At 65.0% G+C, this 16688-nt stretch carries 14 protein-coding genes; 5 read left to right on the forward strand and 9 right to left on the reverse strand.

Annotated elements, in window-relative coordinates; translation table 11 throughout:
* Window positions 1–13 precede the first annotated feature (13 nt).
* Together AC1C2O_RS15955 and AC1C2O_RS15960 are read right to left on the reverse strand one after the other, a co-directional pair.
* Window positions 14–1075: an alpha/beta hydrolase gene (locus AC1C2O_RS15955; protein ID WP_495431422.1), complete on the reverse strand. Its 1062-nt coding sequence runs from the start codon at window positions 1073–1075 to the stop codon at window positions 14–16.
* 60 nt (window positions 1076–1135) lie between these two features.
* Complete coding sequence (locus AC1C2O_RS15960) at window positions 1136–1675, reverse strand: TetR/AcrR family transcriptional regulator (RefSeq protein WP_495431423.1); 540 nt, start codon at window positions 1673–1675, stop codon at window positions 1136–1138.
* A 95-nt stretch (window positions 1676–1770) separates the two neighbouring features.
* On the opposite strand from AC1C2O_RS15960, the gene AC1C2O_RS15965 reads away from it, so the two are divergent.
* A complete protein-coding gene (locus AC1C2O_RS15965) occupies window positions 1771–2481 on the forward strand; it encodes an MBL fold metallo-hydrolase (RefSeq protein ID WP_495431424.1) in 711 nt (236 codons plus the stop codon).
* 2 nt (window positions 2482–2483) lie between these two features.
* Here AC1C2O_RS15965 and AC1C2O_RS15970 read toward each other — a convergent pair whose 3' ends face one another.
* The 7 genes from AC1C2O_RS15970 to AC1C2O_RS16000 form a co-directional block, all read right to left on the reverse strand.
* Window positions 2484–4046, reverse strand: coding sequence for a GMC family oxidoreductase (locus AC1C2O_RS15970; protein ID WP_495431757.1), 1563 nt, complete (start codon window positions 4044–4046; stop codon window positions 2484–2486).
* A gap of 23 nt (window positions 4047–4069) precedes the next feature.
* Window positions 4070–5542, reverse strand: coding sequence for an aldehyde dehydrogenase family protein (locus tag AC1C2O_RS15975; protein WP_495431425.1), 1473 nt, complete (start codon window positions 5540–5542; stop codon window positions 4070–4072).
* On the reverse strand, window positions 5539–7701 hold the full coding sequence (betT, locus tag AC1C2O_RS15980; RefSeq protein WP_495431426.1) for a choline BCCT transporter BetT: 2163 nt from the start codon (window positions 7699–7701) through the stop codon (window positions 5539–5541). The genes AC1C2O_RS15975 and betT overlap by 4 nt, the downstream gene beginning before the upstream one ends.
* Before the next feature lie 86 nt (window positions 7702–7787).
* Window positions 7788–8345 (reverse strand): cysteine hydrolase family protein, encoded by a 558-nt coding sequence (locus AC1C2O_RS15985; RefSeq protein WP_495431427.1) that lies wholly within the window; start codon window positions 8343–8345, stop codon window positions 7788–7790.
* The gene (locus AC1C2O_RS15990; RefSeq protein ID WP_495431428.1) at window positions 8342–9793 is read right to left on the reverse strand and encodes a purine-cytosine permease family protein; all 1452 of its coding nucleotides are present in this window, start codon (window positions 9791–9793) and stop codon (window positions 8342–8344) included. The genes AC1C2O_RS15985 and AC1C2O_RS15990 overlap by 4 nt, the downstream gene beginning before the upstream one ends.
* Before the next feature lie 80 nt (window positions 9794–9873).
* Window positions 9874–11151 carry a M18 family aminopeptidase gene (locus AC1C2O_RS15995; protein ID WP_495431429.1) on the reverse strand — a complete coding sequence of 426 codons (1278 nt, stop codon included), beginning with the start codon at window positions 11149–11151 and terminating at the stop codon, window positions 9874–9876.
* 63 nt (window positions 11152–11214) lie between these two features.
* Window positions 11215–11874: a response regulator gene (locus AC1C2O_RS16000; RefSeq protein ID WP_495431430.1), complete on the reverse strand. Its 660-nt coding sequence runs from the start codon at window positions 11872–11874 to the stop codon at window positions 11215–11217.
* Window positions 11875–12165: 291 nt separating this feature from the next.
* Here AC1C2O_RS16000 and AC1C2O_RS16005 point away from each other — a divergent pair, with 291 nt between their 5' ends.
* The 4 genes from AC1C2O_RS16005 (at window position 12166) to AC1C2O_RS16020 (ending at window position 16681) form a co-directional block, all read left to right on the forward strand.
* A complete protein-coding gene (locus AC1C2O_RS16005; protein ID WP_495431431.1) occupies window positions 12166–13245 on the forward strand; it encodes a sensor histidine kinase in 1080 nt (359 codons plus the stop codon).
* 499 nt (window positions 13246–13744) lie between these two features.
* Window positions 13745–14884, forward strand: a complete 1140-nt coding sequence (locus AC1C2O_RS16010; protein WP_495431432.1) for a TIGR03364 family FAD-dependent oxidoreductase — start codon at window positions 13745–13747, stop codon at window positions 14882–14884.
* Complete coding sequence (locus tag AC1C2O_RS16015; protein WP_495431433.1) at window positions 14881–15591, forward strand: HAD family hydrolase; 711 nt, start codon at window positions 14881–14883, stop codon at window positions 15589–15591. Before AC1C2O_RS16010 ends, AC1C2O_RS16015 begins: the two co-directional genes overlap by 4 nt.
* Window position 15592: 1 nt before the next feature.
* Window positions 15593–16681, forward strand: a complete 1089-nt coding sequence (locus AC1C2O_RS16020; protein WP_495431434.1) for an alcohol dehydrogenase catalytic domain-containing protein — start codon at window positions 15593–15595, stop codon at window positions 16679–16681.
* Window positions 16682–16688 lie beyond the last annotated feature (7 nt).

Genomic DNA, 16688 nt, shown 5'->3' on the forward strand with positions numbered 1-16688 from the left:
AAGAGCGTTCAGGTCAGCGGGTCGTGTTCGCGTCCAAGAACTTGATCGTCGCCTGAAGCGCGGTCTGAGCATCCGGCATGTCGAGGTGGAACTGGTATTCGTGCGGCAACTGCGGCTCATGAGGTGCTGGCCAGAACAGGGTCGTCACGTCGACGCCCAATTCGCTCAGGCGGTCAGCCATCGGAATCGACTGCAGCCAGGTGAGACCATCACCGTTGCCACCGGAGATGTAGGTGGTCGGGAAGTCCTTCGTCACCCAGTTCACGGTCGACATCGTCGCGCCGGTCGAACCCTCCGCCCAGGTCTTCGAGCCGGCGTAGGCCCACATCGATGTTTTCAGGCCCCAGCCGACGATGCCGTCCAGCGCGGCGAGAGCGGCGAGGTCGTAGACGCCGCAATTCAGCACCGTCGCAATGACCTGATCAGACGACAGCGCGGGCGTGATGTCCATGATCTCGGCGTAGTCCTTGCTCGTGATGAGCGTCGCCATCTGGCTGGCCAGCTGGCCGCCTGCGGAGTCTCCGGCGAGCACGATCTGGGACGCATCGACGTTCAGCTCGTCGGCGTGCTCGTCGATGTACCCGAGCGCCGTGTTGATCTGGTGCACGGCTTTCGGATAAGCGCCCTCCGGGCCGAGCGTGTAGTTCACGGCGATGGTCGTGTACCCCTCGGCGGCGAGGATGCGCATGTACGGGTCGACGTTCTCCTTCGAGCCGGAGACCCAGGCGCCGCCGTGGATCCAGACGATGGTCGGCAGGGGGCCTGTGGCGGATGCCGGAGTGAAGACATCCATCGTCGTGTCGACGCCGTCGTCACCGTAGGAGACATCGAGCGTCTCGGTGAGCTTCGTGTCTGGGACGTACTTGTCCATCTCGGCAGCCGTGGCGTCGCCGCCCTGCGTGAAGACGGCCCGGATCACCATGGCGGATGGCCAGGGGGTGATGGCTCCAACGATCGCGACCACAAGTGCGATGACGATGATGATTCCGAGGGTGATCCTCGTCTTCCGCCACCGCCGATGCGGCTTCTTCGGGTTGTCTTCGTCGTGTGCGGCCTCGTGCGTGAGCGTGGTCATGGAACCCCTTCCACGGTTCAGTGTGGCAGGAGTTCCCTCTCTCTCGCGCGTCGGCCGGGTTCAGGATGCCGCTGAATGGTGCCGCAGCCCCGCGATGATGGCTCGCAGGCCATAGGCGAAGGCCCGATCGACGTCTCCGCCGAGTCGGAACGCCCCGGACAGTTCCATCTGTAAGAAGCCGGTGGCCCAGGCGGTGAAGAGGCGGGCTGCGTCCAGCGCGTCGTCTTCGCCGACGAGTGCGGATGCGGCGCGGATGACGGGAGCGGCAGCCCGATCGAGTGAGGTCAGTGGGGCGGATGCGGTGAACATCAGGCGGAACCCCTCCGGCGTCGAATGTGCGTGTGCGCGATAGGCGAGGGCCAGGGACTCGAGATCATTGCCCGCGGCCTCCAGCCGTGCGGTGACCTCGTCCACGACCGCCTCGGCGACGGCGGCGATCAGCGCATCCCGATCTTTCACCCGCTTGTACAGCGACGGTGCGCGCACCCCGACGCGGGCGGCGACAGCATTCATCGTTAGTCCGGCCGGGCCGTTCTCCTCGAGGATTTCTCGACCGGCTGTGATGATCGCTGGATATGACGTGCGTTCCGGTGTCGGCATCCTGGTCTCCTCGGATAGTAGCTATTGACATTAGCCATCATAGCTACGTACTGTAGCTATGACAAGCGCCACGCGGATGGCGGAAAGGACACGAAATGAAGCTCGCACCGCACCTGCACCGTCTGGGAAATGACATCGTCGCCTCGTATTTGATCGACCTGCCCGAGGGCATCACCCTGGTTGACGCCGGCCTGCCGGGGCACTGGGATGATCTGCAGAAGGAGCTCGAGGCGATCGGCCGCCCGCTCTCCGACATCCGCGGCCTCATCCTCACCCACGGTGACAGCGACCACATCGGCTTCGCCGAGCGGCTGCGAAGCGAGGCAGGCGTGCCGGTCTACGTGCACGCGGCGGATGCTGTTCGCACCCGCACTGGCGAGAAGCCGAAGACCCCGATGGGCCCATCACGACTGGGCCCGATGTTGGGCTTCTTCGCTTATGGTCTGCGCAAGAACGCGATGCGCACGAGGTACGTAAAGGAAGTCACCGCGGTCGCCGACGGTGATGTCCTCGACTTGCCCGGCGCGCCGGTGATCATTGGGATGCCCGGTCACTCGCCCGGCAGCATCGCCGTCCACGTGCCCGCGGCGGATGCCGTCTTCGTTGGCGACGCGCTCACGACCCGGCACGTTCTGACCGGGCACAGCGGCCCGCAGCCCGCCCCCTTCACTGATGAGCCGGCAGAAGCGCTGGCATCCCTCGACGCCCTGGCGCGGGTCCAGGCGTCGTGGGTGCTGCCTGGGCACGGCGCTCCGTGGCACGGCACACCCGCCGACATCGCCGCCGCCGTCCGGTCGTCGGCCTGAGCTCAGCTCCCCGAGCGGATGAGCTGGGCGCACTTCTCGCCCATCATCATCACCGTGATGTTGGGGTTGACCGTGGTGATCTCCGGCATCGCCGAGGCATCCACCACACGCAATCCGGTCACGCCCTTGACGCGCAGCTGTGGGTCAAGGGGCGAGGTGACATCGTCCGCCGAGCCCATCCGCACCGTGCCAACCGGATGGTAGACGGTGTTGTGAGTAGCGCGGATGTAGTCGGCCAGATCTTCGTCGCTCGTGGCATCCGCTCCCGGTGCGAGCTCGCGCCCTGCCCATTCGGCCATCGCTGGCTGCGCGACGATCTGGCGCGCCTTGCGGATGCCGTCGATCATCACCCGCATGTCGTGGCCCTCTGAGTCAGTGAAGTAGCGCGGATCCACCTTGGGCTTGTCGCGGTAGTCGATCGAGCGCAGCCGCACCGTCCCCCGCGAGCGGGCGTGCGTCACGTTCGGGGTCAGGCAGATCATCTCCTCGGCTGTGGGATAGCCCGCGCGATAGGTGTGCATATCGAACGGCACGGAACCGTAGTGCATCATCAGATCGGGCCGGTCCAGGCCTTCCTCGGTCGGTGTGAAGATCCCGATCTCCCACCACTGCGTCGATGTGCGCGGCATGGGCTTCTTCGCCTCCCACTGCACGACCCCCTCTGGGTGATCGGCGAGGTTCGAGCCGACACCGGGGGAGTCCACCCGCACCTCGATACCGACCTCGCGCAGATGCGCGGCCGGGCCGATCCCGGAGAGCATCAGCAGCTGAGGGGTGTTGATGGCGCCGGCCGAGACGATGACCTCACGACGTGCTTCGATGTGCGAAGAGCGCGCGAAGGGGTTGTCGACGCTGATGACTCCGGTGCACACGTTGTGCTCGTCGAAGGTGAGTTCCTTGACGTGCTGCCCGGTGAGGATCGTGAGATTATCCCGCTCCAGAATCGGATGCAGGTACGACACCGACGACGATGCTCGAGTGCCGTCGGGCTGGCGGTTGATCTGGAAGAAGTTCGCACCGTTGATGACCGTCTCGCCGGTGTTGAACTGCACGCGGGGGATGCCGGCCTGCTCGCAGGCATCCAGCAGTGCGATTCCGCACGGGTCGACTGGCGGAACGTTCATCAGATGTACCGGGCCGTCGTGGCCGTGAAGCTCGCCCTGCAGCTCGTTGGTCTCGAGCTTCTTGTAGAGCGGATACGTCTGTTCTGATTCCCAGCCGCTTGCGCCGTGTGTGTGTGCCCACTCATCGAGATCTTCGCGCGGTGCCCAGAACGCGATACAGGAGTTGTGGGAGGAGCATCCGCCCAGCACCTTCGCGCGTGCGTGCCGCATGAACGAGTTGCCGTTCGTCTGCGGCTCGATCGGGTAATCCCAATCGAAGCCGGATTCCAGCAGCTCCATCCAACGATCAAGCTGCAGCACGACCTGTTCATCTTTGTCGGAGGGCCCGGCCTCCAGCAGGCCCACCGTCACGGTGGGATCCTCGCTCAGTCGGGCAGCCACCGCGGCGCCGGCAGAGCCGCCGCCGACGATCACGTAGTCGAAGGTATGCGTCGTCTTCATCGTCATCACTCCAGATCAGTACGTCAGTGCTCGGGAAACCAGCCCGTCACCGCGGGGGTGAGGTTCTGGTAGATGTGCTTGGCTTCCTGGTATTCGGCCAGCCCCATCGGACCCAGCTCACGGCCGAAGCCAGACTGCTTGAACCCGCCCCATTCCGCCTGCGGAAGGTAGGGGTGGTAGTCGTTGATCCAGATCGTGCCGTGGCGGAGGCGCCGGGCGATGCGCTGGCTGCGCCCAGCATCCTGCGTCCAGACGGCGCCCGCGAGCCCATAGATGGTGTCATTGGCGATCTCGACCGCTTCGTCCTCGGTGGAGAACGTCTCGACGGTGACGACAGGACCGAACGCCTCGTCACGCACCACCGACATGCCGCGTTTCACCTGATCGAGGATGGTTGGCAAGTAGTAGAAGCCGTCCGCCAGATCGCCCGCAGGTGCCCGCCCTCCGGTGCGCAACCGTGCGCCCTCGGCGACGCCGGCCTGCACGTAGGCGTCGACCTTCTCGCGGTGCGCGGCGGAGATGAGCGGGCCGGTCTCCGCATCGTCGTCGAACGGTCCGCCGAGGCGGATGGCCTCGGCGCGTCGGACCAGCTCATCGATGAAGCGCTCGGCGATCGACTCTTCGACGATCAGCCTGGCACCGGCAGAGCAGACCTGTCCTGAGTGCACGAATGCCGCATTCAACGCGTTGTCGACCGCGGCATCGAAGTCGGCATCCGCGAAGATCACATTCGGGTTCTTGCCGCCCAGTTCCAGCGCCACCTTTTTCACGGTCGCCGCGGCATTCGCCGCGAGCAGCCGACCAGTGACCAGCCCGCCCGTGAACGAGACCATGTCCACGTCTTCGTGCGTGGACAGCGGACCGCCGGCGGTGGCGCCAGCGCCGAGCACGAGGTTGGCGACGCCGGCAGGCAGGCCGAGCTCATCGAGCACGTCCATCATCAGGATTGCCGTGTGCGGGCTCAGCTCAGCGGGCTTCAGGACGAACGTATTTCCCGCGGCCAGCGCCGGTGCGATCTTCCACGCGGCCTGCAGCAGCGGGTAGTTCCATGGCGTGATCAGCGCACACACCCCGACTGGTTCGTGCTCGATGCGGCTGAGCACGTTCGCGTCGCCGGCATCCACGATCCGCCCGGCATCTTGGGCGGCGAGCTTTCCGAAGTAGTCGAAGCAGGCCGCGATGTCGTCCATGTCGATGCGCGATTCGATCAGGCGTTTGCCCGTGTCGAGAGATTCGGCGCGTGCGAACTCCTCTTTGCGCTCTCGCAAGCGCTCTGCCACTTGCAGCAGGAAGTCGCCGCGCGCTGGCGCCGGAGTCGAACTCCACTCGCCAATGTCGAACGCCCGCCGTGCGGCGTGGATCGCCGCGATCGTGTCGGCCTCCGAAGCCTCGTCGACGACTGCGACGAGCGTGCCGTCTGCCGGGCAGTGGATCTCTCGGGTCCCTCCTTCGATCGCCGAGGTCCAGGCGCCGTCAATGAAGAGTGTCGAGGTCATGGGGTCTCCTTTTCAGGGGGAATGTTCGCTGAGTCATCTGCAGCGGTCGGGTCGGGGCTGGTCATGTCCGCATCGGATGCCGGGTCTTGGAAATCGCCTTGCCAATCGGTGATCACCGGCAGTGCCTCTGTGAAGACGGGCTCCGGAACATCGGCCGTGATGCGCAGATACTCCAGGTGGGATTCGTAGGCGCTGAGCACATCGGTGATCAGCTGGTCGCTCGTGTAGCCGTAGACGTCGTACCCGCGTGAACCAGTAGCGGTGAAGATCTCGAGCCGGTAGTACTGGCCGGACTGACTGATGCTTCGGTAGGCGAAGGTCGGGAGCTCCTGGCTTATCGGATACACCTGGTAGATGAAGTCCTCGGCATCGTCGAAGTGCACGGTGAGCACCATCGAGGGCACGTCCAGCCCTTCGATGTCGATACGCTCCAGCGTCGCCTGCGCACCGGCTGCCTGCAGCTCGTCGGTGACTTCCTTCAGCGCGGGGGCGGCGATCTTCTCCAAATAGGCGATCGTCTGGGCACGCTGTGGGAATGTCGTGGAGCGTTTCAGTCGCTGACGCCAGTTCGTCTGCGTGGGGCCGAATCTGCCCGGTATCGCGGCGAGGTATCCCGCGCGATGCTGCTTCTCGGAACCCAGCGCGCGGTACAGCGAGATCATCACCAGATACAGCAGCAGCGACACCGGCAGCCCGATGATCAAGGTGGCCTGCTGGAGCGTCGGAACGCCGCCCACCAGCAGCATGCCGAGTGTCAGCAGACCAGTGGCGAGCGACCAGAAGATGCGCTGCAGCTTGCCGGCATCCTGTCTCGGATCTTCCATCTTCGACGTCAGGTTCGCCAGCACCAGCGCCCCCGAGTCGGCGGAGGTGACGTAGAAGAGGAGGCCGGTCAGCAGGGCAACGCCGAGAACCACCGGAGCCGCCGGATACTGCTGCAGCAGGTCGAAGAAGGCCCGCTCCGGTGTGTTCACTGCCGCTTCAGCGAAGGCGGTATCTCCGCCCTGAATGAGTGCGAGTGCGGAGTTACCGAAGACCGAGATGAAGATCGCGATGAAGGCGAACGGAATCACGAGCACACCGAGGATGAACTGGCGGAGCGTCCGACCCCGTGAGATGCGCGCGAGGAACAGGCCGACGAACGGTGCCCACGCAATCCACCAGGCCCAGAAGAACAGCGTCCATGCCTGCATCCAGTCATCGGGACGGCTCCACGCGAACGTCTCCATGAGCATGCTCGGGAACGTGGCGACGAAATCGCCGACGTTCATCACCAGGCCCTCCATGATGAGCCGGGTCTGGCCGGTGACGGTGATCCACACCAACAGAGCGATGGCGAGAATGACGTTCGCTTCGGAGAGCCTGCGAATGCCCTTCTCTACACCAGACACTGTGGAGATGGTGGCCATCGCCACGGCCAAGACGATCAGGGCGATCTGCATCGAGACGCCGTCGGGGGTGCCGAACAGCACGTGCATGCCATAGCTGAGCTGCACGACGCCGATGCCGAGGGTAGTGGCGATGCCGAACACGGTGCCGAGGACCGTGAAGATGTCAACGCTGTGCCCCAGCCATCCTGCGGAGTATTTGCCCAGTACAGGGGCCAGAACCGAGCGGATGCTGAGCGGCTGGTTGCGGCGATACGCGAAGTAAGCGAAAGCGGCGCCCATCAACGCGTACATCGCCCAGCCGACGGGGCCGTAATGGAAGAACGTCCACACGATCGCCTGCCGGGCGGCGGCGATCGTCTCGCCCTCGCCGGTCGGCGGATGCATGTACTGCGCTGCGGGCTCTGAGACCGAGAAGAACATCAGGTCGATGCCGATACCTGCCGCGAACAGCATCGATGCCCAGGTGAACATGCTGAACTGCGGCTTGGAGTGGTCGGGTCCGAGTTTGATGCGCCCCGCAGAGGAGAACGCGAGGATCAGCACGAACACCACCACGATTGCTGCGGTGAGGACGAAGTACCAGCCGAAGGTCGACGAGATCCACACGACCATGACGCCGATCACTTCGCCCGCGTGTTCGGGTGCAAGGATCGCCCACAGAGCGATCGCCAGGATCGCCGCGGCCGACCCTATCAGCACCGGCCAGCGAGGCGGCGGGGCCGCGTTTCGCCGGTTCGAGCGAACAGGGGGCGAGGTATCTTCAGGCATCACATCAGTTTCGTCAGGTGTCGCTCAGTGAAAGTCATTGCCAGTTACGTGCTGGCACTGACGATAGCAAAACGCTGGACACCTGTTCAGGGGCCTTCCGCGAGCACCTCTGCTGTGCTATTGACGGTGATCTGCGGTGGGTAGAGCCCCATCACTTGGATCGCGGCCGCGTGATTCTCGGCGCTTGATCCGGCGCAGGCATCGGCAGCGATGGTGATGTGGGCTCCGGCATCCGCTGCGACAAGCGCGGTCGAGATCACGCAGCAGTCGGTAGAGACTCCGGCGAGAACGACGTGTGCACCTCGTCCCACGATTTCCTCGATCTCGATTCCCCATTTGCCGAACGTGGGCAGGTTGAGTGTCGGATGCGGGCTGAGATCACGGGCTTCGGGAACCAGATCGAACAGCGGATCTGTGGGTGGCTGATCAGCAAATGGCCAGGCCTCGAAATACGCGCCCCATGCTGTGGATCGGTCTGCCGTCGGCATCCATCTGGTGACGATGACGCGCTCGCCGAAGGCATCGGCCAGTGCACGGATATGAGGCATCGCGTCGGCGAAGAGCGGCGAGCCCCAGGCGGAATCGGGCGAAGCGAAGATCACCTGCGGATCGATGACGACGAGCCAGGACTCGCTGGCGGTCATGCTTCTTCCTGCCGCCGGATTTTTCCCGCGCGAGCGAAGTACGTCACCACGAACGACAGCACCAGCGCGAAGAAAACGCCGAGGTTCGCGTAGGCCCAGTCGCCGTCCTTGCCGCCGACGATGAACAGCAGGTAGCCCTGCCAGTTGTTCCAGGCGGCCTCCGCGGCGAAGTTGTTGATGACCAGGCCCCAGCCGATGACGCTGGTGACGACCATGGTGATGATCGACGTCCAGTCCCACGCGCCGTAGCGACCCTTTGCGTCGAACAGAGCATCCTCGTCGTAGTCCTTCTTGCGGCGAAGAATGTCGGCGATCAGGATGCCGGCCCACGAGGCGAGCGGCACACCGAGCGTGATGAGGAAGCTCTGGAACGGACCGAGGAAGTCGGTCGCGAAGAACACCACGAAAATCGTGCCGATGGTGAGGATCACGCCGTCGATTGCGGCCGCCGACGGGCGGGGGATGCGGATGCCGAGGCTGAGCAGTGTGAGGCCGGATGAGTAGATGCCGAGCACCGCACCGGACACGAGCGCGAGCACGGCCGTCAGCAGGAAGGGGATGAGCACCCAGATCGGCAGGATTGTGGCGAGCGCGCCGACAGGGTCGCCGGCGATCGCGTTCAGTAGATCCTCGTCGGATGCGCCAAGCAGCAGACCGAAGATGACGAGGATGATCGGTGCGATGGAGCCGCCGATGGTGTTCCAGGCGACGATCGCGCCATCCGAGGCGGTGCGCTTCTGGTAGCGCGACCAGTCGGCGGCGATGTTGATCCAGCCGAGGCCGAAACCGGTCATCACCATCACGAGCGCGCCGATGGTCTGTGCGAGGCTGCCGCTGGGGAGGGCCATGACGGCCGCGAAGTCGATGTGGGAGAAGGCGAGGATCACGTAGAGGATCGTGACGGCGCCGGTGATCCAGGTGAGCACCGACTGCATTTTCATGATCGTGTGATATCCGAGAACGGATGCCGCGACGATGAGCGCCGCGACGATGATCGTGGCGGTGATCTTCAGTGCGATGCTCTCGCCATCTCCGCCAAGCTGCGTGATGACGGTAGCTGTGGCGAGCACCGCCAAGATCGCGAGGAATGTCTCCCAGCCGATCGAGGTCAGCCACGACACGATGCCAGGCACCTTCTGTCCGAGCACGCCGAACGCCGCACGGGAGAGCACCATCGTCGGCGCTGAGCCGCGCTTGCCGGCGATCGCGATGAGCCCGCACAGCAGGAACGACACCACGATGCCGATGACGGACACGATCGTCGCCTGCCAGAACGAGATGCCGAAGCCCAGCACGAACGAGCCATACGACATGCCGAACACCGACACGTTCGCCGCGAACCACGGCCAGAACAGGTCGCGGGGCTTCGCCGTTCGCTCAGATTCGGGGATGACTTCGATGCCGGCGCGCTCGATCAGGCCGGGCCCAGCTGCGATCTTCTCGGACATGCCCCCATATTGGCACCACTGAGGTGCCGATGGGCCAGATGCTCGTGCAGGTGTCGCGGAAATCGCGTCGGTACCCGAACTCAGGCCGAGAAGAACGCGTCGGCGACGCGCGTCAGCGCATAGAGATCAGAGACCCCGGCGAGCTCGCGTGCCGAGTGCATCGAGAGGATCGGGATGCCGACATCCACCGTTCGGATGCCGAGACGGGTCGCCGTGATCGGGCCGATCGTCGAACCGCACGGCACCGCGTTGTTCGAGACGAACTCCTGCGAGGCCACCCCTGCCGTCTCACACCACTGTGCCCAGGCGGCGGCGCCGATGGCATCCGTCGCGTAGCGCTGGTTGGCGTTGACCTTCAGGATCGGCCCAGAGCCGAGCAGCGGCTGGACGATCGGGTCGTGCTTGTGCGCGTAGTTGGGGTGAACGGAGTGACCGACATCGCTGGAGAGGTGCCAAGACGCCGCGAACGCCCGGCGCTGTTCGGATGCATCCGCACCGAGCCCGGCATATACGCGCACAAGGATGTCTTCCAAGAATGGGCCCGCCGCTCCGGAGCGGGATGACGATCCCAGCTCTTCATGGTCGAAAGCCGCAAGGACGGCGATGCGGTCGCCCACCCCGCCACTGGCGAGTGCGACGACTCCCGCGTGCACGGATGCCAGGTCATCGAGGCGCCCGCTCGCGAAGAACGCATTGTCCTTGCCGAAGACCGCACCGCGTGCGGAGTCGGCGACGACCGCGTCGAACCCACGGATGTCCGCAGCGGAAACCCCGGCCGAGGCCGCGAGTTCGCCGAGCAGATCCTCCGCGGTCGGGTCGCCGAGGCCCCACACCGGTTGGGTGTGGAACTGCTTGTCGAGCGTCAGTCCGCTGTTCGCCTCGCGGTCTAGGTGCACGGCCAGCTGCGGCAGTCGAAGCAGAGCGCCGGTGTCGGCGAGTACGACGCGCCCATCGGCCAGAGCGAGGCGTCCGGCGAGGCGGAGCTCCCGGTCGAGCCACGAGTTCAGCAGCGGCCCTCCATATACCTCGACGCCGGCTTGCAGCCAGCCGCGCGAGCCAGTGGTCGGCTTCGGCTTGAGCTTGAAACCGGGGGAGTCGGTGTGTGCGCCAAAGATCTGCGCGGGAGTCGTCACCGCGGCATCCGCCGGCACAGTCCATGCGATCACGGCGCCGTCACGCACGACGACGAAACGGCCGCCGGCCGGTGTCGGCCACGCGTCCTCCTCGTTCAGCCGCACGAATCCGACCTCTTCCAGGCGCCGCGCAACCTCAACAGCTGCGTGATAGCTGGAGGGGGACGCTGCGACGAAATCGGCAAGATCCTCGGCGTGAGCGAGGGCGGGAGAAGTGACGGGCATGCTTCGATCGTAATCGGGCGGCCCGGTTATCGCGGGCATGCGGGCCCGAGCCCGCCGCGGGGATCAGCGGAAAGTCACGAGTCCTGCGTGCGCGGCCGCGACGAGGATCTGCACTCGGTCGCGCACCTGCCATTTTGACATGATGCGCCCGAGGTGAGCCTTGACGGTGCCTTCAGACACGATGAGCGTACGTGCGATCTCGGCATTCGACATGCCGTCGGCCAGACGGTGCAGCACCTCTGTCTCACGTTCGGTGAGCGGCTCAAGGCCGCCTGAAGGTGTGCCGCCCGCGGGTTCGGTGTCGCGCACGTGCTTGATGAGCATGGACGCGATCCGAGGTGAGAGGGAACTTGCGCCCTGGTGGACTTCTCGTACCCCGGAGACGATGTCCTCGGCGCTGGAGTCTTTGAGCAGATATCCGGACGCGCCGGCGCTCAGCATCGGAAGGACCGTGTCTCGACCGTCGAGCGTGGTCACAGCGAGGATGCGCACGTTCGGCCAGCGTCTGGCTATCGCCGCGGTCGCCTCTATGCCGTTCATCTCCGGCATCTGCACGTCCATCATGACGATGTCGGGGCGTTGCTGTTCCACTGAGGCGATCGCCTCGATGCCGTTCTCGGCCTCGCCGATGACCTGGATGTCTGGGGCGCGGGAGACGAAGTGTGAGAGCGCAGCGCGAACCAGGGGATCGTCATCGACGATGAGAACGCGAATTTCCGGCATGGGGGAAGCCTAACCGCGGCTGGAGGCCCGGCCTGGTGGCATGTAGACCTTTGGCTAGCAAAGACTGCTCGCAGGTCAGATGTGCCCGCTGCGAGCTAGAGAGAAGATGAATTCAGACATTCGACGTACGACTAGATCAGGGCGGTGAATACTATGACTTTTTGGGAACAGCTTGCACGAGCTCTTGGCATCTACCGCTAAAGCCCCTGGCGAATAGAATAAGGGACCATGGCTTTGGACCTGTCACCCCGAGATGGACCCGACGTTCTCCGGTTGACACGGGGCGAGACGTTGAGCGCTCTCGAACGCATCGCCATGCTGGTGATCATCGGTGGCCTCATCGCCGTCGACATCTTCGGTATCTTCTTCTCTCCTGACGTTAATCTCCTCGCCTCCCTTCTCAGTATCGCGACCACAGCAGCATTTGCGCTTTACCTCTGGTTGCCCTGGGTAGCCACCGCTTCACTCGGATTCCTGTTCGCCGTGTCATTCATCACGGAATCCGAGTTCCTTGTGATCCTTGCTGCCGCAGTTGCGGCCGGGCTGGTCATGAGATTGGGGCGAACCGCGCTGATTCTGTCGTACGCCGCCTTCTTCCTCTTGGCGGCCGCGATCATTACTTATAGCGACCGCGGCGTCACAGTGAATGTCGGCATCTATCTCATCGTCGCGGCGGTGTCGGGCGCGATCGGCTTCGCGCTTCGAATGGCGTCGGCGCGTGGTCGCCGCTTGGAGCAGCAACTCGCGATCCAGGCGCAGCAGGAGCATGAAGCAGTGCTCGCCGAACGGCGATGGATAGCAGGCGAACTGCATGACAGCATCGCGCACCAACTCACCGTGGTGGCACTGCACGTCCAGATGCTCGACGATGCAGAGGCGAGCAAGAACTCACAGGAGGCGATCCGGCTTGCCGCGAAGAAGGCGATGACCGATCTGCGCTTCGTGATCGAGCTCGCCGACGATGGACCGCGTTCGCCCGGCGGGCAGACGGATGGACTCGCCGCAGCCATCGAAGAAGCCCGTCACGAGTTCGAGGACGCAGGGTATTCGGTGGTCTTCGAAGGAGACCCTCGCGACGATCGCATCTCTCGAGCGGGCGATCTCATTCTCGCCAGAATCGTGCGCGAATCCGCGACGAACGTCCTCAAGTATGCCGGTACTGGTGAAGTACGGATCGGGCTGGAAATCGACGGCGAATCTGTGCTGCTCACGATCCGCAGCCCACTTCCGGTGGCGCCGCGGCGAGACCTGTCCTCCAGCCGCACCGGCCTCAACAGAATGGCTGAGCGGGTGCTCGGGGCGAGCGGCGAGTTCAGCGCCGGCGCAGTCGATGATCGGTGGACGGTGTCGGCTCGGCTGCCCACAGTGTGAGTGATGTCGGCAGCACCCGACTAGCGCAGAGTATTGGACGAAGGTCTAATACTCTTTCGACCTTCGTCCCTTCTTCCCGCAGCCGTGCCTCGGTACCGTGAGGAGCACCCCAGAATAAAGCGTCCCCAGCGCTGCGATCGCGGGCGCGAGCGCGGTATTCGGCTTTTGAATCCCCTTGCGCTCGCGATCGCACTGGTTCGGCTCTCCCCACGAGGATGCTCTCGCGCTCCATGCCGTGGTGGAGGATGCGCGTCCTTGCGTCCGTCGACGCCATCGGGATCGACGCCATCGTGGTCGCCGTAATCATGCTGCGGCCCGGTAGAAGCCGCTGTAGAAATCGCCCGCGGCCTGGCCTGTTTGACTCGTGTTCACCCGAGCGAAGGTCGGGTTAACGCAAGGCAAACACTTCCCGGATCGGCGCAGTGGCCGCTCTGCCGAGTGTCACAGTTGTCACGGAACAGTTCGTCTGCATCGAAAGGCCGCCGTGAAGATCCATTCCATGTCGGCAGATACCGCAGACCTTGTCGTAGTCGGCTCGGGCATCGTCGGCCTCGGCGCGGCCTACGCCGGAATCCGACGAGGCCTCAGCGTCATCGTCATCGATCGCACCGAGGCGCCGGTCGGTGCGACAATCCGCAACTTCGGTCACGTCTGCATCGGCGCTCAGAGCGGTCTTGCCCGCGAGTTCGCCGACACCTCACGCGAGTTGTGGCTGAAACTCGCGAAGGATGCCGACTTCTGGCTGCGCGAATCCGGAACCCTCATCGCCGCGCGCCACGACGACGAACTTGCCGTGCTCGAGCGGGCATCAGCTGACGGCGACGTGCGGATGCTCTCGCAGAACGAGTTGCTGAGCCGCGCGCCGCTGCGCCAGGACGCAGTACTGGGTGGCGCGCTGCTCGAACCCGACCTGCAGACGAACCCGCGTGAAGCCGCGGGAGCAATCGTCCGGCATCTGGTAACCCTCGGAGTCGAGTTCCGATTCCGCACGGCTGTGACAACGGTGGCCTCGGGCCGGGTCGAGACGACCCGTGGCTCCATCGACGCTGGTCTCGTCGTTGCTGCGGTAAATCACGACATCGATCAGCTACTGCCTGATCTCGCCGAGCAAGCCGGCGTCATCCGCTGCACGCTCGACATGATGCGGGTCACAGCAGACCTACCGCGCACGCTCGATGCTCCCTTGCTGACCGCGTGGTCGTTGCTGCGCTATGGACGTTTCACTGCGTTCTCCGAGACCACGGCGCTGCGCGAGCGACTGCATGCAGCGCGCCCCGATCTGGCCGCACTCGATCTGAATCAGATGTACACCCAGCTGCCGGACGGTTCGCTCATCTTTGGCGACTCGCACGCCAGGGCAATTCAGCCGGAGCCTTTTCAGCCGGAGGCAGCGTTCGCCGCTTTCCTCGACGAGGCTCGCGTGCTCTTCGACGTCGATGGATTCCGCGTGCTCGAGCGCTGGCAGGGCGTGTACGCGTCCGGACCGAGCGAGTTCCTCATCGAGGAGCCAGAACCGGGCCTGCACGTGATCGCCGCGACGACGGGGATCGGCATGACAACGGGTCTGGGGCTCGCCGAGCGCACGCTTCAGACCGCATACGACCGGGCGTTGCAGCCCGCACAGGGAGGAACCCCATGACCAACATCGAACTCATCGTTCTCGATATGGCAGGAACGACCGTCCGCGATGACGGCGTCGTCGAGCAGGCGTTCCAGCGTGCCGCTGAACGCACCGGCGTTGCCGATCGGATGCCGTGGGATGACGCTCTTCGCTACGTCCGCGACACCATGGGCATGTCGAAGATCGACGTCTTCACGCACCTGGCAGGTGGCGACATCTCCGCCGCGACTACGGCCACCGCCGCGTTCGAGGGTGCCTACTCCGAGATCATCGCTGAGCAGGGCGTGGCAGAGATTGCTGGCGCCGCTGACGCTATCTCGAACCTGCGTGATGCCGGTCTCAAGGTCGCGCTCACCACTGGGTTCGCCCCGGTGACTCGTGACGCGCTGCTTGATGGACTGGGCTGGCATGGCCTGGTTGACCTGGCGCTGTCGCCGGTGGATGCCGGTCGTGGGCGCCCAGCGCCCGACCTGGTACTCACCGCGCTGCTGCGCACCGGCACCTCCTCGGTTGAGGCCGTCGCCGTTGCTGGCGACACGAGCAGCGATGTGCAGTCCGGTCTCAGGGCAGGCGCAGGTTTCATCGCCGGGGTGCTCACCGGCGCACATGATCGCGCGACGCTGATGGATGCCGGTGCGGATGCCGTGCTCGATGACATCACAGGTCTGCAGGCGGCGCTGGAAGAGCGCGATCTGCTCGGTGTTTCACTCGCACAGGCCACCTGACATGCGTGTTCTTCTGCCGCATGAGGAGCGGCACGACGTCGCGCTGAGACCCGCCGCAACGGCCATGGTCTGGCTCGGCGTGGGTCAGGCGCACGAGACCGTAGCCGTTCCTGGCGTCGCCCTCGGCCGCGGCGACGTGCTCGTGGCCATCGAGCTCTCGACGGTGTGCGGTTCTGATGTGCACACCGTTCAGGGGCATCGCTCGGCGCCGGCGCCGCTGGTGCTGGGGCATGAGAGTGTCGGCCGGGTGATCGCAGTCGGAGAAGACGGCGTGATGGCAGCGGATGCCAGCGCTCTGCGCATCGGCGACCGTGTGGTGTGGTCCGTTACCGTGTCATGCGGCACGTGCGATCGCTGCGCCGTGGGTTTCACCCAGAAATGTCGGACGCTGGCGAAGTACGGACACGAGCGCATTGAGCCGCGGTGGGAGCTCACCGGCGGGTTCGCCAGCCACGCTCACCTGCGCACGGGCACCACGATCGTTCGCGTGCCGGAAGCTCTGCCGGCCGCGATCCTCGCACCCGCGTCGTGCGCTACTGCCACGGCGTGGGCTGCAGTCGCCCGCGGAGCCGCCGGACGCGGCCTTGAGGGCGTGCGCGTGCTCGTCTATGGTGCAGGTCTTGTCGGGTTGTCTGCAGTGGCGATCGCCGCGGATGCCGGCGCAGAGGTCACCGTCGTCGACCCGTCTGCTGCTCGACGGACCTTCGCCGAGCGGTTCGGAGGGGTGGGGGCGGTAGCGGCGACCGGGCCGGCAGACATCGTGATCGAGGCATCCGGCCACGCCGTCGGCGACGCGATCGCCGCTGCCGACATCGGCGGCACTGTCGTGCTCGTCGGTAGTGTGTTCCCGGCCGATCCGGTTCCCCTCGATGCCGAAAGCATCGTGCGGCGACTGGTGACGGTGACGGGAGTGCACAACTACACGGCGACAGATTTGTCCGCGTCGGTCGGCTTCCTTGCTGGCCGAGGTCGCGCCTATCCTTTCAGCGAGGTCGTCGGTGCGGTGTATCCGCTCAGCGATGTGGATGCTGCGCTCGCAGCGGCGTCCGCGCCAGGGGCGCCGCTGCGCGTGGCGCTGAATCCTCGCTGAACTCGCG

The organism is Microbacterium sp. Y355, from assembly GCF_059445345.1.